The organism is Paracoccus nototheniae (assembly GCF_004335005.1).
Lineage (GTDB): Bacteria > Pseudomonadota > Alphaproteobacteria > Rhodobacterales > Rhodobacteraceae > Paracoccus > Paracoccus nototheniae.
In genome coordinates, this window is the sequence record NZ_RQRT01000038.1 from 16,014 (window position 1) to 41,026 (window position 25,013).

Below are 25,013 nucleotides of genomic sequence, written 5' to 3' on the forward strand. Positions count from 1 at the left end.
GTCTTACTGCTGTTCGATCTGGGTGCCCGAATTGGGACGCGCGCGGCCCAGATCCGGCTTTTGTCCCAAGGGCTCGACCGTCTCCCGGACGGTGAATTCCGCTCTTCCGTCCAGCGACGGACCCGAGGTCCAGCGCCCTTCCGGTGTCGGCTCGTCCAGCGAGGTGTTCAGGAAGTAATAGGAATGCTCGGTCGCCTCATGTTCCATGGGCGTGGAGTTCGGGATCGGCAGCACCGCCTCCATGCCCCCCAACTCCTCAATCACCGCCATCCACTGCTGCTGGTGCATGGTGTCGCGGGCGATCAGGAATGACAGCATGTCCTTCATCCCGGCATCGTCGGTTATGTTGTACAGACGCGAGGCCAGCACACGTCCGCTACCCTCTGCCATAGCATTGGCCATCATGTCCGCGGCCAGATTGCCCGAGGCATAGACGTGGCTCATGTCAAAGGGGATGCCGTTCGAGTCCACCGGCATCGCCGACAGACCCGAGGACAGGATATGACGCGGATCGGCGCCGCCCATGATCGCGTTCACGATCGGGTCGCGGGCGGCCTCCTCCTGAACCGTCAGAGGGGCACCATCCAGGTTCAGCGCCACGGCATGGCCCAGGAACTCGATATGGCTCAGTTCCTCGGTCGCGGTCATCATCAGCATGTCGCGATACTTGCTATCGCCCCGCGCGCCCATCGCCTGAAAGAAGTATTGCATGGCGACCCGGATCTCGCCCTCGACGCCGCCGATGGCCTGCTGAAGGTATTTGGCGAATTGCGGATCGGGGCGGTCGACGCGCACGTGATATTGCAGCTTACCTGAGTGGTAAAACATGTCCGGATATCCTTTTATGCTGAACCCTAGTCGGGCAGGCGTCCAACCAGAGGAGACCGCGTTTGTTCCTGGGCCTATCAACCGCGGTCGTAAGCAGTGGCAAAAAAGGGCCGTCAAAAGCCGTCCGGGAAATTCGGAATTTAAGCTAAGGTCATATAACTGCGAGTGTTATCGGAATGCGGCAGGGCGCCTGTGGGGAGACACTTGATTCTTGTTAGGCCATCAGCGCTATCCAGAAAACTTGGCTTTGCTATACTGCGGTTCGTTCTTTGGCTCGGCAAAGACGGAAATTCGTCAAATCGCACCCTGACAAGTCCATCGTAGTCGCACGAGGCAGCCTGCATTACGGCGCGATCCACGGTGCAATTGACCACCCCAAGTGCGTCTGGAAGCAACTCGTGCTTGTTCTGGGCAACAATGATCGGGTTAACTGGCGGCTAAAGACGTGCCGAAGTATTTGGGCGGATCGCGCGACGACGATGCCGTTCACATGAGCAAAAGGAGGCTGTCATGGCGTCACGTGCCGTCTGGAAGGGTCAGCTGCGCCTGTCCCTTGTCGCCATCCCCGTCGAACTGCATCCTGCGACCAAATCAGGTGCGCGGGTCTCGTTTCGGCAGATCCACGGACCTTCGGGGAAACCGGTGAGATACGAAAAGACCGTGGCGGGGGTGGGGCCGGTCAATGCCGATGACATCCTGAAGGGCTATGAGGTGGAAGGCGGCGATTATCTGCTGCTTGATCCTGAGGAGATCGACGCGATCAAGCTGGACACCAAGAAGACATTAGAACTGGTCCAGTTTGTTGATCAGTCCGAGATCCCGCCGCTGTATTACAACAAGCCCTACTATGTCGTTCCGACCGATGATCTGGCCGAGGATGCCTATCGCGTCGTGCGCGACGCCTTGCGGGCCGAGAAGAAGACCGCGCTTGGCCAGCTGACGATGCGGGGCCGCGAATATCTCTGCGCGATCCGGCCCTGCGGCGATGGGCTGCTGTTGGAAACCCTGCGCTATGAGGATGAGATTCGCGAGGCCGAGCCGCTGTTCGCCTCAATCGAGGATGGGGCCAGCGACAAGGACCTGCTGGAGGTGGCGACGCAGCTGATCCAGCGCAAATCGTCTCCCTTCAACGCCGAGGCCTTCAAGGATCATTATGACAAGGCGCTGCGGGACCTGATCGAGGCCAAGCGCAAGAACCGCAAGACCCCGCGCGCCAAGGCCGACGATGACGGCGACAGCCGTCCCTCGGGCACGAACGTCGTCGATCTGATGGCGGCGCTGAAGGACAGCTTGAAAAAGGATGGCGGCAAGCCGAAAGCGCCCGCCAAGAAACCCGCCCGCAGTCGGGCCAAACCCAAATCGGCCTGAGATGGCGGGACTGGGCCCCTATCTGGACAAGCGCGATTTCGGGGCGACCCCCGAGCCGTCGGCTGATGGCACGCCGTCGCGCCTCGGGTTGCGCTATTCGATGCAGAATCACGATGCGACCCGGCTGCATTGGGACTTGCGGCTGGAGTGGGGCGGCGTGCTGTTGTCCTGGGCGGTGACGCGCGGGCCGTCCCTTGATCCCGCAGAAAAGCGGCTGGCGGTGCGAACCGAAGATCATCCCCTGTCCTACCTGACCTTCGAAGGCCAGATACCCAAGGGTCACTACGGCGCAGGCACGGTCATGCTGTGGGATCTGGGCTGGTGGCAACCGTTGGAGCCTGCCGCGCGCGGCCTGTCCAAGGGGCACCTGAAGTTCCGCTTGCATGGCCAGCGGATGACCGGTGACTGGAACCTGATCCGTATGAAGGGCAAAACCGCGGATGCCAAGCGCGAGAACTGGCTGCTGGTCAAGATCGACGACGAGGCTGCACAGCAACGCGACCCCGTGGCACGCTACAAGACCAGCGCATCCTCGGGGCGCAGCTTTGCGGCGATCAAGGCGGACAAGCCTGCCGCTTTGCCAGACCATCGGGGCACTCTGCCCCGCCATCAGCCGGTGCAACTGGCGACGCTGACCGAAGATCTGGCCGATGCCGCGACCCATTGGCATGAACTGAAGCTGGACGGATACCGCGCGCAGGTTGCGCTAGGCGCAGGCGGGCCACGCATCTTCACCCGCGCCGGTCATGACTGGACCGACCGTTTTGCCGACCTGCTGCCCGCCTTGCGCGGGGTGCCCTGCAAGTCAGCGCTACTGGACGGCGAAATCGTCGCCGGGGCCGGCTTGCAGGGTTTTGGCACCCTGCAGGACGCGATCAAGGCGGGCGGGCCGTTTCGCTATGTCGCCTTCGATCTGTTGCAGCTGGACGGGCGCGACCTCATGGCCCTGCCCCTGACCAAACGCCGCACGGCGCTGGAAAAGCTGTTCCGCCCCCTGCCCCCGATGGGCGCGCTGACTCTGTCGCCGGTCATTCATGGCCCGGCGGATGAGGCGTTTTCGATGATCTGCGGTGCGGGCGGCGAGGGGTTGATCGCCAAGCGCACCGACGCCGCCTATCGCGGTGGGCGCAGCCGCGACTGGCTGAAAATCAAATGCCGTCGGCAGGGCGAATTCCTGATCGTCGGCTGGCAAAAGAGCGACAGCCGGGGGCGGCCCTTCGCATCGCTGGTGCTGGCGGAACAACGGGCCGGGGGGCTGGTCTATCTGGGTAAGGTCGGCAGCGGATTTGATGACGAGATGATGGCGGATCTTGCCCGTCGCATGGCGCCTCTGGCACGCAAGACCGCACCTGTCGAGGCACCGAGGCGCGAGGTTTCGGGCGTGACATGGATCGCGCCAAAGCTGGTGGCCCGGATCGACTATGCCGAAACAACCGCGCAGGGTCGTTTGCGCCATGCGGTCTTTCTGGGGCTGCAAACTGACAAACCCACCCCGAAGCAGGCCACCTCACCGCCCGTGCCGCTGGATCGCCCGACCCTTGCCGGGATCGCTCTCAGCAGCGGCGACCGGGTTATCTTCCAGACGCCCCGCCTGACAAAAGCCGGGCTGGCGGAGTATTATCTGGCCGCAGCCCCGCTGATGCTGCCCGAACTCGCGAACCGTCCTCTGTCCCTGCTGCGCCTTCCCGACGGCATGGCGGGCGAGCGGTTCTTTCAGAAACACCCCGGCAAGGGCTTTCCCGACGCCCTGAAGGTTCAGGACATCGAGGATGCTGAAGGCAGTGCTACCCCCTATGCCTATGTCACCGACGCAGCGGGCATCGTCGGCGCCGTCCAGATGGGCACCGTCGAGTTCCACATCTGGGGCGCGCGCCGCGACCGGCTGGACCGACCCGACCGTCTGGTCTTCGATCTGGATCCCGATGAAGGACTTGGCTTTGCCGCCACCCGCCGGGCCGCGCTGGACCTGCGCGACCGGCTGACCGGACTGGGATTGGCCTCGTGGGCGATGCTGTCGGGGGGCAAGGGCATCCACATCATTGTGCCTCTGCGCAGACAGGCCAGTTGGGATACGGTCAAGCTGTTCAGCCGCGGCGTGGCGATGCTGGCCGCCGGCTCCCAGCCCGAACGTTTCACCGCCGAGATGTCCAAGGTGAAACGCAAGGGCCGCATCTTCATCGACTGGCTGCGCAACGAGCGCGGCGCCACGGCCATCGCGCCCTTTTCGGTCCGCGCCCGCCCCGGCGCCCCGGTGGCCTGTCCGATCAGTTGGGACGAGTTGGCGCGCATCCGCAAGGCCTCGGCCTTCTCGACCAGACAGGCTCTGGACCGGGGTTGGGCCGATGTCGTCCCGCCCCCACCGCAACACCTGACGGCGCCGGTGATCGAGGCGCTGGATCGCGCGTTGTCCGAGATGTCTCGGGCAAGGGACTAGCCCCCCTCGGCCGACCGCCCTGTCGCGCCCATCGTTTGGCGGCAGGGCGATCACCTTGCCAGTCGATTGCGTAACGATTAGTCATTCATGGCGACAACTGACGCGATTTGCAGCACATTGACCCTTCTCACCCGGATCATTCAGGCTCTTGGCCCCGCTATCCCATCGGGGTCGCTGAAAGAGGGCCTGCGTGCCGGGGTGGGAGCGCTGCTGGGGCTGATCGTCGCCGGTGTCATCGTGTTGGCATCATCGGGTGAAGTGCATCTGGGACTGTTTTTGATCGCACCTTTCGGCGCCAGCGCCGTGCTGATTTTTGCCGTCCCCGCCAGCCCGCTGGCCCAGCCATGGTCGGCAGTCATCGGCAACACTGTCTCAGCGCTGGTGGCCATTGCGACCTGCGCGGTGTTGTCCGACCCCTCGCTTCGCATTCCGGTCGCGGTCGGCATGGCGATTGCCGTAATGATCATGCTGCGCGCGCTGCATCCGCCCGGCGGGGCCGTCGCCATGACCGTAGCGATGAGCCCCGATCTGGCCCAGCAATCCGGGCTATGGTTTGCGCTGAGCCCTGTTGCATTGGGCACCGCCATTCTGGTTGTTGCAGGCGTACTTTACGGTCGCGCCACCGGACGACACTATCCCTTCCGTCAGTTCGCCGCCGAGGGTCCGCATCAGACGGCGGATCGCGCACCCTTTGAACGCCTTGGCCTGTCGGAAAATGACCTGACGGCGATCCTGTCCCGTTATCGCCAGTCGCTGAACCTTGGCGTCGAGGATCTGTCGCGCCTGATCGCCGCCGCCGAAATAATGGCGGCTGGCCGCCGCGCACATGGGGCGACGGCGGCCGACATCATGTCTCGTGATCTGGTGACGGTGCGCGCGACCACGTCGGTGAACCAATTGACGGATCTGTTCTTACGGCATGGTTTCACATCCCTGCCGGTCGTCACCGATGAGGATCGTTATCTGGGGCTGGTTTACCAACGACATGTGCTGGGCAAAACGGGATCTCATGATCCCGCCAGCCCCGGCCATGCCGCCCGGGCAAGCGATATCATGGCCCGAACGATACCCACTGCAGCGCCTTCCACGCGGCTTAGCGCCCTGTTGATCAATATGGCCAGTGGTCGATGCGATGCGATGCCAGTCCTGTCCGGTGAGCGCCTCGTAGGGATCGTGACGCAGACTGATATGATCGCGGCGCTGGCCCGCGCCACGCTTTCGGACCCTCGGAAAAGCTGAGCGGCTGAACAAAAGCGCAGAGTTATTCCGCAGTTTTGTCGCTTGCCGGTTCACGTTTCAGCTTGGCCGGGTTCAGGACATCGAATTCCTCAGGGGCATGAGGAACGCCCTCGTGGTTTCCCTGCCCATTTTCGCGTTCGGGGGCGGACTGTCCGGTGTCGGGCTTTTGATCGGTGGTCATGATTGCTTCTTTCCTGTGTTCAGACCCGAAAACGCTTGGAATGTCCGCATCTGGGTCTGCTCCACCAACCGGCGACATGACCCGTTGTTCCAGCCCACCGTCGACGGTTCAATCTGCGCCTCGGCCCACATCCGACAGGATACTTCACCGACCGGCGTGAAAGCGTAGTCGCCTACGATCTCCCCGTGCAAAAAATGATCAAAAAAAGCGTGCGAGCCGGGAACAACTGAAGGGCCGCAAGGTTCTGCGCCGGTCAAACGGAATGACATCAAGACATGACGGCACGGCCTACCTCGACTAGCCGACACAAATGCGCGGCCGAAGACATCCGGGCCGCTCCGGTATGCTGCTCCTTCTCCCGATCCATGCTGGTCTGGGAAACCGTTCGAAAACCAACTTCAAAAGGAAAGTGACATGGACCGCAACGAACAGATCCGCCAGCGCGCACACCAGATCTGGGAGGCCAGCGGGTGTCCCGCAGGTCAGGAGGCAGCCCATTGGCAACAGGCCGAGGATCAACTGCGCGAAGAGGAAAGACTTGACGCCTTTGACTTGCCCCAAGACGCGGATGGACAAGCTGCGCTGTCAGAAGATGGAACCCTTGATCTGACCGATCCGGGTCAGGAGACCGCGCAGTTTGCCGACCCCGGACGGGACCGGCAGGTCGACTGACTGAGGCCGGCTGATCCGTCAACTACCGCCACGTTTCCCGCCAGAGTATAATCTGAAGTGGTCTTATCTCTGCCACTTTGCCCGCCGGCAGCCGCAGCTCGTATCCTGTGATGAAGTTGTATTGCCGCGCAACTACTGCGGGCGGGCGCCGTACATTAGCTGCCTGCCATCAGATACTCTGGAATGGTCGGTTAATGTAGCGATCCTGGCCGGGCGGAACCGCATGGTTGGTATACGGCGATCCGGGAACAAACCGTCTTCATTGCTGTTCGTTTGGAATTAATTAAGCCTTGGTGATTCATGAACAAACCGGACCTCGCCGGACGGCGTATTCTCGTGGTGGAGGATGAAATCCTTCTCAGCCTCGATATCTGTGCGCAGATCGAATACTGCGGCGGGGTCGTCGTCGGTCCTGCACCGACCTTGGCCAAGGGCCGCGCCCTGCTGCACGCGGGCCCCAAGCCCGACGGCGGCATTCTCAACATCCGGATCGGTTGCCAGCTTGTCTATCCGCTGGCCGACGAACTGATCGCCGCGAACGTGCCGATCATTTTTGCCAGCAGCGAGAACAAGGCCTCGATCCCCAATGAATACGAAAATATTCCGCTTGTCGCGAAACCGATCGATATGGTGATGATCGCCAGATATCTGTTTCCGGCACCTTAATTCTCGGTCGGGTGCAACTGGGCAGTAAAATCCAGCACAAAGCGCGTTCCGGGTTGGGAATCATGCCATTGCGATCGCCCGCCAATCTGCTGACCAAGCCCGGTGATCAATTTCATACCAAGGCTGTCTGAATCCCCCGCATCGAAATTAGGCGGGAGCCCCCGGCCATTGTCGCTGACCGTCAGCCGAAGCTGTTCCGGTCCGGTCGGCTGGATCGCGATCCGCACGTCACCGACCCCTTCCGGATAAGCATATTTCAGTGCGTTCGTGATCAGCTCATTGGCAAGAAGGGCCAGCGGCACAGCCTGATCCGTCGCGATCCGTACCGGGGCAAACTCATGACTGATCGTCTGCCCCGGCGCCGCCGATGCACGTAACTGTTCGCACAGCTCCTCCATGAAGCTTGCCAGGCTGATGACCTGGACCTCTTCCGCCCGCCACAGCCGGTCATGCACGCGTGCGATTGTCATGACCCGGGCGCGGGCGTCGTTCAGGGCCCGCCTGAGGGACGGTTCGGACGTTGCATGCATCTGCATACTGAGAAGGCCGGCGACCATGGCAAGGCTGTTTTTGACGCGGTGACTGATCTCTCGGGTCAGGACTTTTTGATGCGCCATGGCCTCTTTGAGCCGGTTTTCGGCGGACAGCAAAGCTTCCTCGCCCTGCTGCCGTTCGATCGTGACGCCAAGTAGATTTGCGAAACCTTGCAGAAAGGCCAGATCCGCATCATTGAACCCGCCCTCGGTCGTGCTGTCGACTTCGAGGACACCAAAGCGCCCCTCATCCCCTTGGATAAGAACGTTGATCGCCCGCCTCACACCATGGTCCGCAAGAAGCGCCGGGGTGCGAAACCGGGTCTCGCTGGCGAGGTGGTTCGAAATCACCGGCTCGCCGGTCTCGAAGGCGTATCCCACCGGGCTTGCCGTATCGGCGCCAGTGCGGGCATGGCCGATCACGCCGGGCTTCCAACCGACGCCCGCACGCACGATGAATTGTCCCTCTTCGGGCAGATATTCCATGATCTTGCACAGGTTGCTGCGCAGTCCTACAGCACAGACACGGGTCGCTTCCTGCAGCAGCATGGGAATATCGTGGGTCCGTAAGGCATAGCGCCCGTATTCAGCGATCAGCCGTTGCTGCTGAAGACGATATGCCAGTTCCTCGTTCGAGCCACCACCCTGCCCTGCAGCGCGGTCCGCATCCGATATCCGATTATTGTCCATAACTTGCCTTCTCTCCGTTGACACAAACGGCAGGTCGTTTGGCGGTGCAGGAACCTGAATGAGAAATATCCTGTGGAGCTGTCCACCTCAAATGTGAGCCAAGTTTCCTCCTAGGCGCCCTTGCGACCTGACTATGGTTAAGTTGTCATACACGGGTCAAGGTGTGGTTTGCCATCGTCTGTAGCGCGGATGCGGCATGAGCGAAGCCTGGCTACAATGACGTGATCGGGATGGCCGGTCAGCTGGCTCCGCGGGCTCTTTTCCCGATAGAATGCGCAAACAGCCAAAACGCGCCGTAAGCAGTCAGGTTCAGCAGCAGTTACCGTCGCAATGGTGTGTTCGACGAAAAAGGCAAAAGCCATTTAGTTGATTTCTGATCGTCGACGGTATGCCCAACCCCCCACGCGGCCAGCAAGATCTAGCCTCATCCCATCAGCTCCAAGTAAAAATCAATAGCTGGGAACATCGTGACGTAATCAAGGTTTCCTGCACCTTGCTGCAACATTCATAACGCAGCCTTTGGGGAGGGGACCTGAAATGCATATTCGTTCCCTGGCGCCGCCGTCCAAGCGCGAGTCGGCGCCGCACGGCGGGAAAGCCCATGCTGCAGCGTTGGATCTGGCAACCATCCTGTTGGCTGGGGGAAAGGGAACACGCTTGTGTGACCTGACCGAGGAAGAGAGCAAGCCCGCCGTGCCATTCGCCGGTGCCAACCGGATCGTGGATTTCGCGATGCAGAACTGTGTGCGGTCGGGGTTGCAGCGCCTGCTGGTGGCCACGCAATACGCGCCCCGCAGCCTGCACCATTACCTGCCGACCCGGTGGGGCCAGCGGTTCGAACCGAAAGGTCTGCAACTTCGCGACGGGCGCGATCTGTATCTGGGAACCGCCGACGCCGCCCGCCGCTGCTGGCCGGATCTGCAGGCCATGGGCGGCGATCAGGTGCTGGTTCTGGCCGCTGATCATCTTTATGACATGGATTATGCCGCCCTGCTGGCCGCCCATCGCGCCTCGGGCGCGGCGGTCACGGTGGCGGTCGATACAGTGTCGCGGGCCGAGGCATCAGAGTTCGGCGTGATGCAGACGGATGCGCAGGGGCGGATCCTGTCCTTTTGCGAAAAGCCCGCCGACCCGGCCGCGATGATCGGCCAGCCCGATCGGTCGCTGGTGTCGATGGGCATCTATATCTTTGATCGCGACTGGCTGCGCGCGGCGCTGTTCGACCGCGAGGTTCCGGCGATGGATTTCGGCCATGACGTGATCCCGTCTGCCGTCGCCCAAGGGCAGGCGACGGTCTGGCGCCTGCCGCCCGGCGCCTCGGGGCGGGCCTATTGGCGCGATGTCGGCACGCTGGACGCGCTGCGTCGCGCGCATCTGGATTTCCTCCATGACGCACCCGTGCCCTTGCCCTTTGCGACGCCCGTCACCGACTGGTATCTGGGGCGCGGCAGCGTCGCCCTGACCGGCGCAATGGTGCCGTCAACAGCCCGCCTGCAACAGACGCTGGTTGCCCCCGGCGCGCAGATCCCCCAAGGTCTGGTCACGGGCGAGGATCCGGCGGACGATGCCCGCTGGTTCACCCGCACCCCCTTGGGCACCGTTTTGATTACCCAACAGATGCTGGACCGCCGTGCGGCCCATGCCCATATCAGGCGGTCGGTCACTCCGCCCGCCTCCCTCAACCGTCGTAAACTTCATGCGTAAGTCGGCTACCAGCCCAGATCGGGTTTATGTAACCTAGGTGTTTGATCCCAGGTTTTGATGGTGCGATTCTTTCTCAGGAATGGAGGGAAGCATTATGGGCCAAGTTCGCCATGGAAGCGCCACGACCACGCACGCCGTCAGAGCTGCAATACAATGATCGCAAGCTTCGCTCGCAACGCTGAGCCGGGAGCTTGGGATCAACCCCAAAACGGTGGCGAAGTGGCGCAAGCGCCAGACTGTCGAGGATCTCAAGACCGGGCCGAAGGAGCCGCGATCAACGGTCTTGGCCGAGGCTGAGGAGGCGATGGTCGTCGCCTTTAGGCGGCACACATTGCTGCCGCTGGACGACTGCCTTTACGCTCTGCAACCGACGATCCCTCATCTGACGCGCTCTGCACTGCATCGGTGCCTGCAGCGTCATGGTATCTCTCGGCTGCCTGATGTGGAGGGCGACAAGCCGAAGCGGCAGCGCTTCAAACGGTATCCCATCGGCTACTTCCATATCGACATCGCAGAGGTGCAGACCGCTGAAGGCAAGCTCTACCTGTTCGTCGGCATTGACCGCACGAGCAAGTTTGCCTTTACCCAACTCGTCGAAAAGGCGGGGAAGATGGCCGCCGCTCAGTTCTTGCGCGACCTGATCGCTGCCGTTCCCTACCGGCTGCATACGGTACTGACCGACAACGGCGTCCAATTTGCGAATCGAAGCTGCGACACAAGTGCCTTCGAGCACATCTTCGACCGCGTGTGCAGGGAGCATGAAATCGAGCACAGGCTGACGAAAGTGAAGCACCCCTGGACGAATGGCCAAGTCGAGCGGATGAACCGCACGATTAAGGACGCGACCGTCAAACGCTTCCATTACGACGACCACATTCAGCTTCGCATTCATCTCGCCGACTTCATGGCTGCCTACAATTTCGCGCGCCGGCTCAAGACCCTCGGCGGGCTCTCACCCTATGAATACATCTGCAAGATCTGGACATCTGAGCCAGACAGATTCATCCTAAATCCGATCCACCAGATGCCGGGACTGAACACCTAACGTGCCCAGTTTTGGCTTGAAACTTTAAGTCGTTCGCTTGGTTCCTGTCGCGACCTCGCAGTGGTGGTGACAGAGGCTGCGCGAGCCTCGGGCCGGCTCGTGTCGGCTTACCATTTTGATCCTGTCAATGAGCTTTGCGGCACCCTCGCGATCGTTCGATCCCGCTGCCGTCGTCGTCGTCGTCGAAACCGCGCAGGGCGAGCGTTTTGATCAATCTGTCGCCGGTGCAGGCGGGAGTGCTGTCGAGCCTGCCTGATCACGGGGCACAGGATTTAGGCCGGTCGGTTGCGCCAGGACGACTGGAGATCCTGCTGCACCTTTGTCGAGGACGCTACTACCGCGCCGCCTGTTTTTTCGAGCGGCGTGTGTTCTTACGTTAACGCGGACGGAACCCGCGATACGGTCCTTTCGCCCGGCCCCGCCGCCAGGCAGAGCGCTGCACCGGCCCGAACGAGGCGCGGCGGTTTCGGCGAGGATGACTTCATTTGCACATGTGAAACACCGCTTCGACAGCTTCGACCTGACAAACCAACCGAGTACGCAGACAACGCCGAGGTTGGAGATTTCGCGTTCCGCACGATCCACCCCTAGGCGGTTGATCTGAGCGGAAAATGCTGACGACGCAGTCTGTCAAAGTACTGACGGCTAGATGATCGGTTTGCCGCCCGTTACGGCGATGGTGGCCCCCGAAATATAACTGGAGGCAGCTTCGGCCAGCATCACATAGGCCGAGGCCAATTCGGCCGGTTGAGCCGGGCGGCCCATCGGATAGTTCTCACCGAATGAACTGACTTCGTCAGCGGGAAAGCTGGCGGGGATCAGTGGGGTCCAAACCGGGCCGGGTGCCACGACATTGGCGCGGATGCCCCGCTCAGCCAACATCTGCGCCAGCCCGGCGGTAAAATTCTGGATGGCCCCCTTGGTGGTGGCATAGGCCAGAAGCTGCGGGTTCGGCTGGTCGGAATTGACCGAAGCGGTGTTGATGATCGCGCTGCCATACGGCATATGCGGCACGGCGGCCTTGGTCAGATAGAACATCGCGTCGATATTCGTGGCAAAGGTATAGCGCCATTCCTCGTCGCTGATATCCTCGATCCGAGCAAAGCTGCGCTGATGAGCGGCATTGTTGACCAGTATGTCGATGCGCCCGAACCGCTCGACGGTCCTGTCAACGACCTCGCGGCAGTTTTGCGCATGCGACAGATCGAGCGCCATGACAAGGCAATGCCTGCCCTCGGCCTCGACTAGCCGGGCGGTATCGTCCATGTCCTCGGACTCATCCAGACAGATCAGCGCCAGGTCGGCACCCTCGCGGGCATAGGCGATGGCGACCGCTCGGCCGATGCCGCTGTCGCCGCCGGTGATCAGCGCAACCCGCCCCGTCAGGCGGCCCGAGCCCTCCCAGCTATCCTCACCGTGGTCGGGGACCGGGTCCATCTTGCGAAAGCTGCCGGGCAGGTCCTGCTGCTGTTTCGGAAAGGGGGGGTGCGGGTAATCGACCATGGTTAGTCTCCTGTCTGAACGCGAGCACGCAGCGCGCATGCCCGGTCCTCGCAAGCGGCCACGGGCCACGTTGTTCCAGAAAATCAGGGGGCGCGACGGCCTGTCATGCGGCAGACGGGGCCGGTCAGTTCAGGTAGCGGAGCAAATTCGACCTTATTTCCCGATCCAGCAGGTCGATCAGCAGGCCGCGCAGGTCGGACACCACCACGTCATTCTCGACGGCAATGATAGCATCCAGCATGACAGCTTCGACCAGGCGTTCGGCGGCAGAACGGTCCTTAATCCTCAGCCGCGCATAAGCCAGCATGTCCACCAGAATGTCGCGTGCTCCGCCAGCATGATCGGATCGCAGATGGCGGTCGTGCAAATCAACCAGAATTGATCGGGTCAGGCCAGGTTTGCTGTGTATCGGCTGCATCTGAAACCGCAACGGGATTTCGGCTGAGGTATAGCCGGTCAGGAACACGAAGGGTCGTTCCTGTGTGTGAAGCGCGTCGGCGATAGAAAACGAGGTGTAGTCACCTAAGCGCACATCCAGAATGGCCGCATCTGCATCGGGTACATGCCCTATCGCATCCGCCGCGCAAGCGAACGGGCCGATCACCGTATCGCCGAGATTGCTTATATCCTGCGCTATCTGTTGGGCGATCAGGTATTCGTCTTCTACAACTAGGATTCGCATGGCTCCTCCAAAAGCAGCGCACATTCAGTCTATCATACCTATGTCGAACCAGGGGGCTATTGAACAAAGAGCAGTCGATGGCCTGTCCGGGCCGGACCCGCGGCGGCTCGAAAAGACAAGACGACCCGCAACCTCTTGGATACAAAAATCACGTCCACCGCGCCGCCTGGCCTGCAGCCGATGTCTCCCCAGATTAGCGAAATTCCAGAGCCTTCTGCGGCCGGCATCTGGACATTGGCGCCGTCCCGCTTCTGCCAAGTAAGGCAAAACACGGCCCCCCTACAGCTAAGATGACTTAGTGTTGTGGCTCGCCGTAGCCGAGCGCGCCGAATTTTGCTCCGTAGGTCGCCAGGTGAGTGCAGGACACTGCCTATTGCGTGCCGGGCTGCGGCCTCAGAGGCACATCAGACCCTTAATCGCGGAGATGCTTCTGGCGCTGAAGGATCGGACCTCGCACTTCAACAGGTCAGCGATCTGGGCCCTTTCCGGCTGGACCGGAACGACAAGTCGTAGCTGCAGACCATGACATGCAACCGCCCGATCAGGCGTTCGGAGAGAGCCTCGTGCGTGGGAGCGCGCGCTGGTGTGGCTCACAATCCTGTCCACGACAGCCCTCACGCTTCTTACCCGGTGGTTGAATCCTGCGATCAGACCGTAGTCATGCTCTTCGATTTGGCGTCATTCGAGCAGTGGGCGGGCCCCCGTGACCGCGTGAGAGCGCTGAACCCCTTTGTAAGGCGGTTCTTCTCGGAGTCTGCGAGTGTCAGGCCCGGCTCCAGGAAAAGCACCCCGCCGGAAGTGCAGAACCTGCCACCAGTACCGCACCCTTGGCATAAAGGCCCCAGCCCCCTGCCCCGCCAAGATCCACGATGGCGATGCCCTGTTGCGCGTCTTGCCAGACAATCGCCGCCCCGGCCTCGGACAGGCGCGCGCGAACCTGAGCCTCGCTCATGCCTTCGCGAAAGACCACAGCGGTCAGTGCCATGCCGGGGGGTGGGCGCTGCGCCCATGCGCCCATGCCGGAGGTCAGCAGGACCAGCCCCGCCAGCGTGGCCCCCATCGGGTGGCCCGGACCGCGCCCGCCGCGCAGATACAGACCCGCCACAGCGGGCAGAATTCCGAACCCGATCAACCAGCCAATGTCCCACAGCAGCGGAACAGCGCTGTCCATCCTGATGCGGTGAATGCCCAGGACCCAATGCGACAGGATCGCGTCGATCACATGCCACAGCCCGAAGCCGATCAGGACGGGCGCCCATAATAGCCTGCGAGGGTCCCGCCCGATCCGGTCATGGTTGCGCCAGACCATCGCCAGACCGGCCAGCGCCACAACGTACATAGCCGCGTGGAAATACCCGTCCCATAAAACCTGCAGCCGCAGATCCTGCATCCCCGGCACAAGGCTGAGAAGATGGTGCCATTGCAGAATCTGGTGAAGCAGAATGCCATCGAAGAACCCGCCAAGCCCAAAACCCAGCACAGCGCCAGCTGCGGCGATCTTCATTGAGGGGCCCTCGCCGGGCCCGCGGGGGGCTCGGAGTGGTTTTTAGTCACTGGAACGGACGGGGGCGCATGACCGGCATCCGCTCCGCATGGTGCAGGGCCCAGGGTACGGTTCTCGGCCTCGCGCAGCAAGTTATGGACGCGCGCGGCCGCTATTTCGGCCTGCCCCATCGCCACACCGATCTGGTTCAGTCCGGTCACCACATCGCCAGCCGCCAGACCGCCCGGAACGTCGGTTTGCTGGTGCGCATCGGTCTGAACGCAGCCGTCGTCGTCCAAACTGACGCCCAGATCGCGGGCCAGACCTGTCTGCGGATCACAGCCCAGCCCTGAACAGATTGCCGCGTAGCTACGGGACGGATGATTTAACCGGTGCAGGGTGACGCCCGCGCCGCCAAAGTCCCAAGTCCAGTCGGCAGCGAGCTCGATCTCGATCCCGGCGTTGATCAGCGTGGCGCGATCAACATCCTGCAGATCCAGAGGCTGGCCAAGCGTCAGCAGCGTCGTGCGTCTGGAATAGTGGCTGACAAACAGCGCCTCTGCAGCCGCATGGCGGTCGGCGCCGACAACGCCGACAGGTTCGCCGGTCAGTTCAAATGCGTCGCAGACGGGGCACAACCGAATGCGACCCGAGGTGACGGCGGCGGATGCCCCCGCGATGGCGGGGATGCGGTCTCGGACCCCGGTGGCCAGAATCACCTGCCGCGCCAGCAACAATTTTTCCGCCAGAACCTCAAAGCCACCCTTTGGCAGGCGGTCGATGCGGATGGCTTTCTCACGAAGAACCGGGACATCAAGTTCGGTAAGCTGGCGGTGCATCCGCTGCAGCAGGACACGCCCCTCGATCCCCGAGGGAAAGCCCGGATGGTTGTAGGAACGAGGGATCAGCCCGGTCCGGCTTTCACCGGCATCGACCACCACCACGCGGCGGCGGAACCGCGCCAGATAGATCGCGGCCGTCAGGCCCGCCGGGCCGCCGCCGACGACGATGCAGTCCAGCATCGACGACGCCCCGGCGCCGGGATGCGAGGACGCGGGCCCTGTGGCATGCCGTGTATGGAACGGTGTCATGGCCGGGGCCGGGCCAGTGCCCGGTGAAGTCGCGCCAGCAGGGTGTCCGGCAAAAGGCTAAAAATGGTCATCGCAGCTTTGTTGTGCAGGCTTGGAACGATTTTGGCGCGTCCTCGAAGCAAGGCGCGCCACGCCAGCCGCGCGACTTTGTCAGGATCGGATTTTGGTCCCCGGCCCAGCCAGCTGGTTTCAAGCCTGGCGCGTTTGAAAAGCCGGGTTCTGGTGGCGCCAGGAAGCAAGCAGGTTACGCTGACACCCCGCCTACCCAGTTCGTCCCGCAGGCCGGGTGCAAGCTGGTTCACGTAGGCCTTGCTGGCGTTATAGACCGCCTGATAGGGGCCGGGCGCCTCTCCCACGATCGATCCGGTGAGCAGGATGCGCCCCGATCCCCGCCGCGCCATGTCGCCCGCGATGCGATGCACCAGCATGGTCGTGCCGATGACATTGATATCCAGAAGTCCGAGAATGTCTTTAGGACTCTGGTCCACAAAAGCGTTGCCCAATCCCCGGCCCGCATTGGCGGCGCAAATCGCTGGTACGCGACCGCCAAGCGCTTGCATCACCATGTCACGACCGCCACTGGTGGATAGATCGGCGCAGAGGGTCGTCACGTCAACGCGCGTCGCCGTAAGGTCCATAGGGTGTTCGATTACTGGCTCGTCCGACACCAGCAGCACGTCGTACCCGTCTCGTGCCGCCATTTCCCCCAGACTGCGGCCGATGCCTGTGGACGCCCCGGTGATCAGGGCCAATTGCCTGTCGGTCATCATGTCTCCCAAGGCTGCTTGCAAAAAATCGGCAGGCCCGTCGCCGGGCCATGCCGTGCGGGATCTCAGACAGCCTGAGGCTCGGCAGCCGCGTTTACGATCGTTTCTGCAAGTCCGGTCAGGATCACGTCGGTGGCGGTTTCCTCTTGCAGGGTCTGGTCCAGAAGACGTTCCGCATCGGTCAGGCCCAGTTGCTTTGCCCATGCCTTCAGCGTGCCATAGCGAGCGATCTCATAATGCTCGACAGCCTGCGCGGCAGCCAACAGACCCGCGTCCAAAGCCGGGCTGCCCTTGAACTCGTCCATGATCTCCTGGGCTTCTGAGATGATGCCCTCAATGGCATCGCAGGTCTTGCCCCGGGGCTTCTTACCGATCGCATCGAACACATCGGACAGCCGGTCGTACTGAGCCTGGGTTTCCTGTTCGTGGGTTTCGAACGCCGCCTTCAACTCGGGGCTTTGCGCGGCCCGGGCCATCTTGCGCAAGGCCGAGGCGATCTTGCGTTCGGCGTAGTAGATGTCCTTCAGCGTCTCATGGAACAGCGTGTCGAGTGTTTGGTCAGCCATGGTGTCGCTCCTTGTCAATTGAAGCGGCTGAACCGGGCGATCGGGGATATGTTCCAGAGGGAAGAAAAAAGGAAGAGTCAGAACACGACGACCGCCACGATCACGACGAGAAGGATGATTGCCACGGGCAGGCCAATCGTACCGAGCAACATCAACGCCCCCGCCTTCGGCTGGACGCGATAGTAGCTCATATCTGCGGGGCGACCGCCCTCGCCTGCAGATTGGTCGATCCGATTGTCGTCAGCCACGGATGCTTCATCGACTGATCCAGGCAAGGGCTTTGATCCGGAGGGATCGCGTTGTTCAGAGGGGCTTCTGCGGCTCATGGCCATCTCCTTTAGACGTTTGCGGCATTTTCTGTCGTGATCCCGAAGGGGCAACCGGGGCAGGCACTCAATGTTCCCATCCTATAAAGGGGACCGATGGCACGCAGTCACATAGCGCATTCGGCGGGATGGGAACAAACATCCTGCCTGCCAGTTGCACGACCCCGCGCATCTGCGCTGCCAACCGAAAGGATGACCCATGGCCACCACAGTCGGCACCGAGACCAACATCCGCGACCTGGTCACAAACCTGATCTTCCTGGAGCGTGATGCCATCGCGGCCTACGAATCCACTATTTCGCGCCTGTCAGGTACCGTCCTTGCCGAACAGGTTGAGGCGTTTCGCCAAGACCATCTGCATCATCTGGATGTCCTCAATGAAATCGCCGCAGAGACGGGCGCTGATGCTCCGCTCGAGGGCGACATGAAACAGATGTTGACCACCGGCAAGGTAGCCATGGCCTCGTTGCTGGGCGACAGCGCCATCCTCAAAGCCATGCGCACCAATGAAGAGGATACCGTCACTGCCTATCAGCGCGCCACGGAACATCCGGATGCGCATCTGAAATCACTTCTGTTCTTTCAGAAAGCAATGGACGACGAACTTCGGCACCGCGAGTGGATGACCCGGACCGCCGAGACGCTGTGAAGGACGACACTCCCCGTCACGTCTTTCAGGACCGGCGCCCGGCCCACCGGGCGCCGGTCCTTATTCGTCGTCGGAAGCAGGCCAACCGAGCCGCTCCTGCAGCAGCGGCTGCGGCTATTGCCGGGAACATACCGCCACCCTGCCGGTTGCAGCGCCGCGCCGCCTTCGGCAAGGCGCAACCAAAATCTTTGATGGAGGAGACATCATGACAGGCAATCTGACGCAAACAAGCCGTGCCGCCCTTGTGGCCGCAGCCCTGTCCCTGCCGGCGCTTACGCTGGCGATGCCGATATCGGCGCAGACAATGCCCCCCGTTACCGACGGCACCGATCAGGACGCGCCGACGGGCGGATCGGCTGCGGCAGATGGCGCCGTCGTGGGCGGCGGCGGGATCGACGCCGACGCCAGCGCGGACACCGGCCCGGAGGCCGACGCTTCGGATGACGGAGAGACCACCGGGGTGGCCCCTGATGAAGCCGACCCCGCGGAGGGAAATATGTCCGATGCAGGTGCGACCACGGGCAGCGGCGAAAGTGACGGATCGGCCGCCGAGTCCGACAGTTCGGTAGATATGGATGAACTGACCCACGAACGCGTTGTCGGCGATCTGCTGTCAGGTCGGGATTTCAGCGATCAACTGGAAGGGATGGACGACACGGCTCGTGTATCCATCAAGGGGCTGAGCGAACTGGACCAGTCGGGCGGCGGTGCGCTGTCGACCGCAGAGACGGGCAATCCGCCCCTGACCGGCGGGCAGACGACCAACGAGATAGCGGGCAGCGCTCAGCCCGAACCGACGCCCTCGGGCACCTCTGCAGGAATGACTCCGGACGCACCCGCAGCCATGGCGGATGGGGGGACCACGGGCCCGGGCACCCAAACCTCTGGCGTGTCATTGGGCATGCCCGATGACGTTGATGCGGCCCTGGAACAGGCAGGCAATGCCATGACGACGCTGCGAAACAGTCTGGCGGATCACCCACCCGTCATCCAGGCACTGGACGACGCTGGTTACACTCCCCAAGATGTTATTGCCCTGCATCGCGAGGATGACGGTCTGACTGTCATTGTGGACGACCGCGACAGCTGATCACCATATCCCGACGCCCGGCCGCCAGCTCGGCAGCCGGGCGCTTCCACATCTCACATACAAGGTAGAGTTTTCTAAGTTGTTGAGCGTCAGCGACACAAGATCTAGGCAGCGCTGTCGGTCTCTATCTGCTGCCCTAGCCGGGTGCGCAACAGTGTCAGAATGGCATCATGGGTAAGGTCCGAAGACGAACAGAGGCCATCCGTGGCCACAATGATCCGAAAGCCGCGATCCACTGCGCCCGAGGCCGTCGCCATCACGCAAATGTCGGTTTCAGCATCCGAAATGACCAGGGCGTTGACGCCACGCGCCCGCAGCGTCCGCTCCAGATCGCCGTGCCCCCAAGGCGAATAAACGCACTTCTCAAAAATATGCTCCGGCAAGGCAAGTCGCTCCAACTCTGGCAGCAAGGCCAGCCAGATAGAAGACAGTTCCTCGCGAAGAACTTCGGGCCAAGCCGCATAATATCGCGCCCAACTTCCCTGGGCATCTTACTGCGACCGGGGCGGGATGAAACGGGTGAAGAAACTGCGGTCAGGACGCACTCCGGCTAACGTGAGGACCGCGGGAAGGGTGGGTGTCAACCATGGCGTGCCGGGGGCGAACAGGTTCTGCATGTCAACATAAATATGAGCCGCCCCTTCGCCCAAGGACCCGAACCTCAGACCGCTTTCCACATCCGCCTCCGTTTGCCTGTCAAGGCCTTCGAACCGGCAGAGGGCGGAATTGTTCCCGACCGATGGCGCGGGGGTGACCGTGCAAAGATCAGAATTCGGGCTCGAGCGCGTGTTTTAGCAGACCGCGGGCACGGTTTACGCGGCTTTTGATGGTGCCGATGTCACATTCCAGGATCTCCGCTGCGCGAAGATAGCTCTCGCCTAGAACTGACACCAAAATGATGGCTTCCCGGTAATGACGGGGCATCCGGGCAAGCTGATCCCACAGTTCCTGGTGGCGCAGATGCCATTCCTGCGTCGGCTGTGATACCAGTTGGCCCGACACGCAATCTTCGGAGCCTGTTCGTTCGCGAGCAGCCTTGCGAACATTCGTGTAAAAGCGGTTGCGCATGATCGTGAAAAGCCAGGCCCGCATATAGGTTCCGGACTGGTACTTGTCTGCGTGCTCGATAGCGCGAAGCAGGGTTTCCTGCACTAGATCGTCAGCGTCTTGCCCATGCTTGCACAAGGACCGGGCATAGGCCCGCAGCGCGGGGATATGATCGAGCACATTGTCGGACATTGATGATCGTGCCCTCTGTTCATGGCGTCTCCCGGCACAAGACACAAAAATTGCTGCGGGTTCCCTAAAATGCTCGAACGTGGCGGATCTCCGCCGGGCTCATGTTCCTTGGTCGGGAACATCGGGCGACTGCCGTGGTTGCTTATCCAATGACACTATATTTTTGAGCCTGCGATCTTGTCGCAATGCCTACTTCCACCTCCACACTTAATGGTTGTGCGGCGAAAATGTGAAATGCGCTAGAGGCCGGTTCATGGTAGCACATGCGCACTTACTGCGGGCCCAGCCAATCTCCCGGCCCGCCTTTTGGGGGCATAATGAGTAAAGTTGATCCACCACCACCGCAGGACGCGATGGAGGAGACCATGAAAGAGCTGTTAATCGAGATCGAGAAGGAGGCAGTGCCGCCCCGGCTGCGCGAGTTGGCACGTCGGCTTGACGCCGCCCTCCTCGCTGCCAGCCTGCGCCGCGGCGACTAGCGTAACGCCCCGACATCTAGGCTCTGGACTCATAACCAAAAGATCACGGTTGCGGCGAGAGCGATGGTTGAAAGGAAGACCTTGGGGTTTCGGTCGTAGCGTGTGGCGACACGCCGCCAGTCTTTCAATCGTCCGAACATGATCTCGATCCGGTTGCGCTTCCGATAGCGGCGCTTGTCGTATTTGACAGGCTTGCCGCGTGACCTTCGACCCGGGATGCATGGCGTAATCTTCTTGTCGACAAGGGCTTCGCGGAACCAATCCGCGTCATATCCCCTGTCCCCCAAGAGCCAGTCCGCGGACGGAAGACTGTTCAGCAATGCCCTTGCCCCGGTGTAGTCGCTGACCTGACCGGCCGTCATGAAGAGCCGGATGGGCCGCCCAAGTGCGTCAGTCACGGCGTGCAGCTTGGTGTTCATACCGCCCTTCGTGCGCCCGATCAGACGACCACGCCCCCTTTTTTTGACCCCAGGCTCGAAGCCGTGCGGTGTGCTTTGAGGTAAGTCGCGTCGATGGAGATCGTCTTGTTGTCGGGCGCCTCAGCCGCCAGGCCCGTCATGATCCTGGCGAACACGCCCATATCACTCCGCCGCTTCCAGCGGTTGTGGAGCGTCTTGTGCGGCCCATCTTCACGCGGCGCGCCACGCCAGCGCAACCCGTTGCGATTAATGAAGATAATGCCACTCAGAACCCGCCGGTCATCGACGCGGGGCACGCCATGGCTCTTCGGGAAATAAGGCTTCAGCCGCTCCCCAGTGCACTCCGATCGGGGAGGGCCGGATCGTGGCGATCATGCCCGAGGGACATGAGCTTGCGGAAAAGCTGGCCGTCTCGATCCATGATCTGGTCCGGTATCCGTTCATCGGGGTCGATCCCTCTGATCATTACGGGCAGACCCTGGCACGGCCCTTCGACGATGCCGGCCACGAGATCAGAGCATGGCTTTGTACGATGCCGGGCTCAAGGTTTTCATTCATGACCAATTCTCGTTAACGCATGCCGAGGAAGGACAGGACAAGCAGAACGACGACGACAAGACCAACGATATAGATAATAGAGTTCATGGCACTTTCCTTCATATTAGCGCGGTCACTGCATTTCACGAACGCCGCGCATTGACGCATCATGCGTGAAACAGTGAAGCTGAGGTGCAAGTTCCGTTCTCGACGCGGTAATTCCAAGACAAAATCGCGTCCGACGGCGAGGACCACGCGGCCGAACGGGCCGTGGAGACGGTCCGACACCACGATCCGCCTAGCATCCACTGCGCGGATGTCGCAAACCTCAGTTCTGGGTGAAAATCAACAACCCGTTCAGTTGGGTTTGAGACGAAGGGGTCTTCCATGGTTCGCTCGGAGCTTGTCCGGAAAGTCACTGCGGCCAATCCGCATCTTTCGCCGTTGGCCGTGGAGGCTGCCATCGACGCGATCCTGAGCGAGATCATGGACGTGCTTGCGCGCGGCAGCCGGGTGGAGCTGAGGGGGTTCGGCAGTTTTGCGAGCAAAGACCGGGATGCGCGCATGGGCCGGAACCCCAGAAACGGAGCATCGGTGCCGGTCGTGGCAAAACGGATCGCGCGGTTCAAAGCCTCGAAGCGACTTCAGGAACGGCTCAACGGCAAGGGGTGACCGCGTACGGATGCGCGGCTCCGATCCAGCGGCGGCCCTGCGTCTTGGCGCGATCCTATGACACCAGCCGCCTACGCTGCCCTGTTGCAACGCCCTTGGCAATCGCGGCGGCGATTTCGGCGCAGGCGGTGATGCCCTGGACGAAGGGCCGGTCGTGCATCAGATAGGGTATCGAGGCCAATGTCAGCCGACCGGCGAAATCCCCGGCCCCGATCAGGCTATAGTCGCCGGCCACCTCGGGGAACTCGAAACCGGCCTTCAGCAGGGCGGCGCGCAGGGTGGGAAAGGGCAGATCCTCACTGCTCAGTGGAACCTGTCCCCGCGCGTCGATAAACACCTCGAAGACATGGGTCTGGCCATTGGCCGTCACCACGCTGCGGGACGCCTCTCGGGTCAGGTCGTAATCCTGCCCCAGAGGCAGGATCGACAGCACACCCGCGTCGTGCAGCGCCAGGACGCGGCGGATCGACTCAGAGGGCACGGCGGCGTAATTGTCGACGAAGACCTTCTTGAGGCCTCCATCCAACCGTGTCCGATCGGCGTCGGGCAGGTCTGCGACGATTTCCTCGACCACCTCGTGCATGCGCAGCAGGGCATAGCGCCACGCCACCGTGATCCGGTTGGCCTTGTTATGTTCGACTTCGGCAAGATTGTCGCGGGACCATTGGAACGGGTCAGCCCCCTCGCGCGCGGCGAAATAGGCATCGGCAAAGCTGTCGGCATCCAGCCCGCCCAGACCGATGCGCAACGCGAAGGCCGGATCGGCCTGCATGATCTCGGCCCGGATCAGATCGAACAGCGCGTCGAGGGGCTTCGTTTCGGACAGGCATGCGGTCGCGGCAGGCAGGGTCATGACCGACAGCGGCTCGTAAGGGATCGGGCAATAGAAGTCGGCCTCGGGCAGGATGCCCGACCGCGACATCAGGGTGATCTGCAATCCCGGCGCGTCAGACTCGAACCGCAACAGCCCATTCTTCCGGCGAAACCGGCCATGCTGATTGGCCACCGCCATGGCCGCGTCGATGGAGCTGAGCGAGGTTCCCATGACGCCCACGGCCACGGCGGGGAGCTGGGCCTCGATCAGGCCCGACCACGGGCTGGGAAAATAACTGCGGCTGGCGGCATCGTCATCGGGAAACTCATGGCCCGTGGCCAGAATGACCCGGTCGAACGGTCCCTCCGCACCGCCCCGGGTCATCAGCAGCATCCCGTCGTCCCGCGGTATGACATCCAGCACTTCGGTGGCTTCGCGGATCTCGATGCGGTGCCCGGCCCCCTGCGCGCGATCTACCAGCGACAGCAGCTGATCGCGGAAATATTCGCCCAGAAGCAGCCGCGGGGTGAACAACCGGTCGTCGAGATTGTCGGGGTCCAGCCCATAGAACGCCAGCCGATCATCCGGCTGTGTCTCCAGCCAGTCCAGATAGGGGGTGACGACGGGCGGGATCTCGATGCTGGCGATATTGGCCAGCATCCAGCGGTTGGCGGTCTCGGGCGAATAGGGCATGCCGATCCCTGCCTTGTCCGACCGCTCGAACAGGGTGACCGCCAGAGGCTGACCCAGTCCTGTCAGATGTTGCAGGGTATAGATACCGGTCGGCCCCGTGCCGATGATCGCGATGCGCTTGCTCATGTCTGCCTCGAAAAGATCAGCTTGAACGCGCGCTTTCATCCCCGGTTCCGGCGCAGAAGGACGCACCATCCGGCCCTTGAACACATCCCAATTGCCAACCGGATGACAGCCATCTGCGACGGGCTTCCCCGCCGTCACGGGCGACGAGGTCCTCGCCGGATAGCGCCTGCGCCGCGGCCTCGCGCAACCCGCATGTCGAACGTCTCACCCGCCACAATTCGTCGGTGCAGACCCAGACACGACGGACCTTTTGTCAGCCCCCCTACCCTTCCAGCCGGCGGATTGCCCACCGGGCTACCTGGATAGCCTCGGGGTCAGATCCGGCCCGCGCGTCGCGGAGATCGTGACGGTGAACTGCTGCCCGTTTTGTGGACAGCAGGTTAAGTTAGCTGTTCCATCCCGGATGATCACATAGACCCTCGCCGGACCGCGTTCTTCGTGGCAAGATCGATCCTGGCCGAGTTTCGGGACGGGAGGCGAGGATGCTGATCTCTCTTCACAAGCAGGCATCGACGAC

Annotated in this window: 25 protein-coding genes and 2 pseudogenes; 13 read left to right on the forward strand and 14 right to left on the reverse strand. The window is 62.0% G+C overall.

The window, feature by feature from the left end; all coding sequences use genetic code 11:
• Window positions 1–3 precede the first annotated feature (3 nt).
• On the reverse strand, window positions 4–828 hold the full coding sequence (locus EG885_RS13795) for a manganese catalase family protein (protein WP_131575549.1): 825 nt from the start codon (window positions 826–828) through the stop codon (window positions 4–6).
• Window positions 829–1,338: 510 nt separating this feature from the next.
• On the opposite strand from EG885_RS13795, the gene ku reads away from it, so the two are divergent.
• The 3 genes from ku (at window position 1,339) to EG885_RS13810 (ending at window position 5,869) form a co-directional block, all read left to right on the forward strand.
• Window positions 1,339–2,196 carry a non-homologous end joining protein Ku gene (gene ku, locus EG885_RS13800; protein ID WP_131575551.1) on the forward strand — a complete coding sequence of 286 codons (858 nt, stop codon included), beginning with the start codon at window positions 1,339–1,341 and terminating at the stop codon, window positions 2,194–2,196.
• A gap of 1 nt (window position 2,197) precedes the next feature.
• Window positions 2,198–4,630, forward strand: a complete 2,433-nt coding sequence (gene ligD / locus EG885_RS13805; protein ID WP_131575553.1) for a DNA ligase D — start codon at window positions 2,198–2,200, stop codon at window positions 4,628–4,630.
• 117 nt (window positions 4,631–4,747) lie between these two features.
• Window positions 4,748–5,869, forward strand: a complete 1,122-nt coding sequence (locus EG885_RS13810) for an HPP family protein (protein ID WP_242679660.1) — start codon at window positions 4,748–4,750, stop codon at window positions 5,867–5,869.
• 22 nt (window positions 5,870–5,891) lie between these two features.
• On the opposite strand, the gene EG885_RS22750 is transcribed toward EG885_RS13810, so the two are convergent.
• Complete coding sequence (locus EG885_RS22750; RefSeq protein WP_165571141.1) at window positions 5,892–6,050, reverse strand: hypothetical protein; 159 nt, start codon at window positions 6,048–6,050, stop codon at window positions 5,892–5,894.
• 414 nt (window positions 6,051–6,464) lie between these two features.
• Between EG885_RS22750 and EG885_RS13815 the strand changes: the two genes are divergently transcribed.
• Together EG885_RS13815 and EG885_RS13820 are read left to right on the forward strand one after the other, a co-directional pair.
• Window positions 6,465–6,722: a DUF2934 domain-containing protein gene (locus EG885_RS13815; protein WP_131575557.1), complete on the forward strand. Its 258-nt coding sequence runs from the start codon at window positions 6,465–6,467 to the stop codon at window positions 6,720–6,722.
• 300 nt (window positions 6,723–7,022) lie between these two features.
• On the forward strand, window positions 7,023–7,388 hold the full coding sequence (locus EG885_RS13820; RefSeq protein ID WP_131575559.1) for a response regulator: 366 nt from the start codon (window positions 7,023–7,025) through the stop codon (window positions 7,386–7,388).
• Here the strand turns inward: EG885_RS13820 and EG885_RS13825 are convergent.
• The gene (locus EG885_RS13825) at window positions 7,385–8,611 is read right to left on the reverse strand and encodes a sensor histidine kinase (RefSeq protein ID WP_131575561.1); all 1,227 of its coding nucleotides are present in this window, start codon (window positions 8,609–8,611) and stop codon (window positions 7,385–7,387) included. The two genes, EG885_RS13820 and EG885_RS13825, sit on opposite strands and share 4 nt — an antisense overlap.
• 633 nt (window positions 8,612–9,244) lie before the next feature.
• Between EG885_RS13825 and EG885_RS13830 the strand changes: the two genes are divergently transcribed.
• Both EG885_RS13830 and EG885_RS13835 read left to right on the forward strand, forming a co-directional pair.
• Window positions 9,245–10,315 carry a sugar phosphate nucleotidyltransferase gene (locus EG885_RS13830; RefSeq protein WP_278248487.1) on the forward strand — a complete coding sequence of 357 codons (1,071 nt, stop codon included), beginning with the start codon at window positions 9,245–9,247 and terminating at the stop codon, window positions 10,313–10,315.
• 94 nt (window positions 10,316–10,409) lie between these two features.
• Window positions 10,410–11,360 (forward strand): annotated as a pseudogene (locus tag EG885_RS13835) (IS481 family transposase).
• 645 nt (window positions 11,361–12,005) lie between these two features.
• Here the strand turns inward: EG885_RS13835 and EG885_RS13840 are convergent.
• The 7 genes from EG885_RS13840 to EG885_RS13870 form a co-directional block, all read right to left on the reverse strand.
• The gene (locus EG885_RS13840) at window positions 12,006–12,863 is read right to left on the reverse strand and encodes an SDR family oxidoreductase (protein WP_131575567.1); all 858 of its coding nucleotides are present in this window, start codon (window positions 12,861–12,863) and stop codon (window positions 12,006–12,008) included.
• 124 nt (window positions 12,864–12,987) lie between these two features.
• The gene (locus tag EG885_RS13845; protein ID WP_131575569.1) at window positions 12,988–13,545 is read right to left on the reverse strand and encodes a response regulator; all 558 of its coding nucleotides are present in this window, start codon (window positions 13,543–13,545) and stop codon (window positions 12,988–12,990) included.
• A gap of 763 nt (window positions 13,546–14,308) precedes the next feature.
• Window positions 14,309–15,049, reverse strand: a complete 741-nt coding sequence (locus EG885_RS13850; RefSeq protein WP_131575571.1) for a DUF2243 domain-containing protein — start codon at window positions 15,047–15,049, stop codon at window positions 14,309–14,311.
• Window positions 15,046–16,050: an NAD(P)/FAD-dependent oxidoreductase gene (locus EG885_RS13855; protein ID WP_165571142.1), complete on the reverse strand. Its 1,005-nt coding sequence runs from the start codon at window positions 16,048–16,050 to the stop codon at window positions 15,046–15,048. Before EG885_RS13855 ends, EG885_RS13850 begins: the two co-directional genes overlap by 4 nt.
• Window positions 16,051–16,115: 65 nt before the next feature.
• Entirely contained in the window at window positions 16,116–16,886 is a 771-nt protein-coding gene (locus EG885_RS13860; protein WP_165571143.1) for an SDR family NAD(P)-dependent oxidoreductase, read from the reverse strand.
• A gap of 65 nt (window positions 16,887–16,951) precedes the next feature.
• Window positions 16,952–17,452, reverse strand: coding sequence for a YciE/YciF ferroxidase family protein (locus tag EG885_RS13865; RefSeq protein ID WP_131575577.1), 501 nt, complete (start codon window positions 17,450–17,452; stop codon window positions 16,952–16,954).
• Between the two features lie 77 nt (window positions 17,453–17,529).
• Window positions 17,530–17,778, reverse strand: coding sequence for a hypothetical protein (locus EG885_RS13870; protein ID WP_131575579.1), 249 nt, complete (start codon window positions 17,776–17,778; stop codon window positions 17,530–17,532).
• A gap of 199 nt (window positions 17,779–17,977) precedes the next feature.
• On the opposite strand from EG885_RS13870, the gene EG885_RS13875 reads away from it, so the two are divergent.
• On the forward strand, window positions 17,978–18,427 hold the full coding sequence (locus EG885_RS13875; RefSeq protein ID WP_131575581.1) for a ferritin-like domain-containing protein: 450 nt from the start codon (window positions 17,978–17,980) through the stop codon (window positions 18,425–18,427).
• A 244-nt stretch (window positions 18,428–18,671) separates the two neighbouring features.
• Complete coding sequence (locus EG885_RS13880; RefSeq protein WP_131575583.1) at window positions 18,672–19,517, forward strand: hypothetical protein; 846 nt, start codon at window positions 18,672–18,674, stop codon at window positions 19,515–19,517.
• Window positions 19,518–19,621: 104 nt separating this feature from the next.
• Here the strand turns inward: EG885_RS13880 and EG885_RS23320 are convergent.
• Both EG885_RS23320 and EG885_RS13890 read right to left on the reverse strand, forming a co-directional pair.
• Window positions 19,622–19,978 (reverse strand): annotated as a pseudogene (locus tag EG885_RS23320) (cysteine hydrolase family protein); the annotation flags it as partial.
• 304 nt (window positions 19,979–20,282) lie between these two features.
• Window positions 20,283–20,756: a sigma-70 family RNA polymerase sigma factor gene (locus EG885_RS13890; RefSeq protein WP_131575585.1), complete on the reverse strand. Its 474-nt coding sequence runs from the start codon at window positions 20,754–20,756 to the stop codon at window positions 20,283–20,285.
• A gap of 353 nt (window positions 20,757–21,109) precedes the next feature.
• Here EG885_RS13890 and EG885_RS23460 point away from each other — a divergent pair, with 353 nt between their 5' ends.
• Entirely contained in the window at window positions 21,110–21,235 is a 126-nt protein-coding gene (locus EG885_RS23460) for a hypothetical protein (protein ID WP_278248485.1), read from the forward strand.
• A gap of 29 nt (window positions 21,236–21,264) precedes the next feature.
• Here the strand turns inward: EG885_RS23460 and EG885_RS13895 are convergent.
• Window positions 21,265–21,980 (reverse strand): IS5 family transposase gene (locus tag EG885_RS13895; RefSeq protein ID WP_131575587.1). Its coding sequence is split into 2 segments (ribosomal slippage): window positions 21,265–21,686 and window positions 21,686–21,980, totalling 717 coding nucleotides; the frame shifts between segments, so codons are not numbered across the junction.
• Between the two features lie 47 nt (window positions 21,981–22,027).
• On the opposite strand from EG885_RS13895, the gene EG885_RS13900 reads away from it, so the two are divergent.
• From EG885_RS13900 to EG885_RS13910, 3 genes are all read left to right on the forward strand, one after another.
• Complete coding sequence (locus EG885_RS13900) at window positions 22,028–22,228, forward strand: type 2 periplasmic-binding domain-containing protein (RefSeq protein ID WP_131575601.1); 201 nt, start codon at window positions 22,028–22,030, stop codon at window positions 22,226–22,228.
• Complete coding sequence (locus EG885_RS22755) at window positions 22,174–22,368, forward strand: hypothetical protein (RefSeq protein WP_165571140.1); 195 nt, start codon at window positions 22,174–22,176, stop codon at window positions 22,366–22,368. Before EG885_RS13900 ends, EG885_RS22755 begins: the two co-directional genes overlap by 55 nt.
• A gap of 210 nt (window positions 22,369–22,578) precedes the next feature.
• Window positions 22,579–22,863, forward strand: coding sequence for an HU family DNA-binding protein (locus EG885_RS13910; protein WP_131575591.1), 285 nt, complete (start codon window positions 22,579–22,581; stop codon window positions 22,861–22,863).
• Window positions 22,864–22,918: 55 nt separating this feature from the next.
• On the opposite strand, the gene EG885_RS13915 is transcribed toward EG885_RS13910, so the two are convergent.
• On the reverse strand, window positions 22,919–24,496 hold the full coding sequence (locus EG885_RS13915) for an FAD/NAD(P)-binding protein (protein ID WP_131575593.1): 1,578 nt from the start codon (window positions 24,494–24,496) through the stop codon (window positions 22,919–22,921).
• Window positions 24,497–25,013 lie beyond the last annotated feature (517 nt).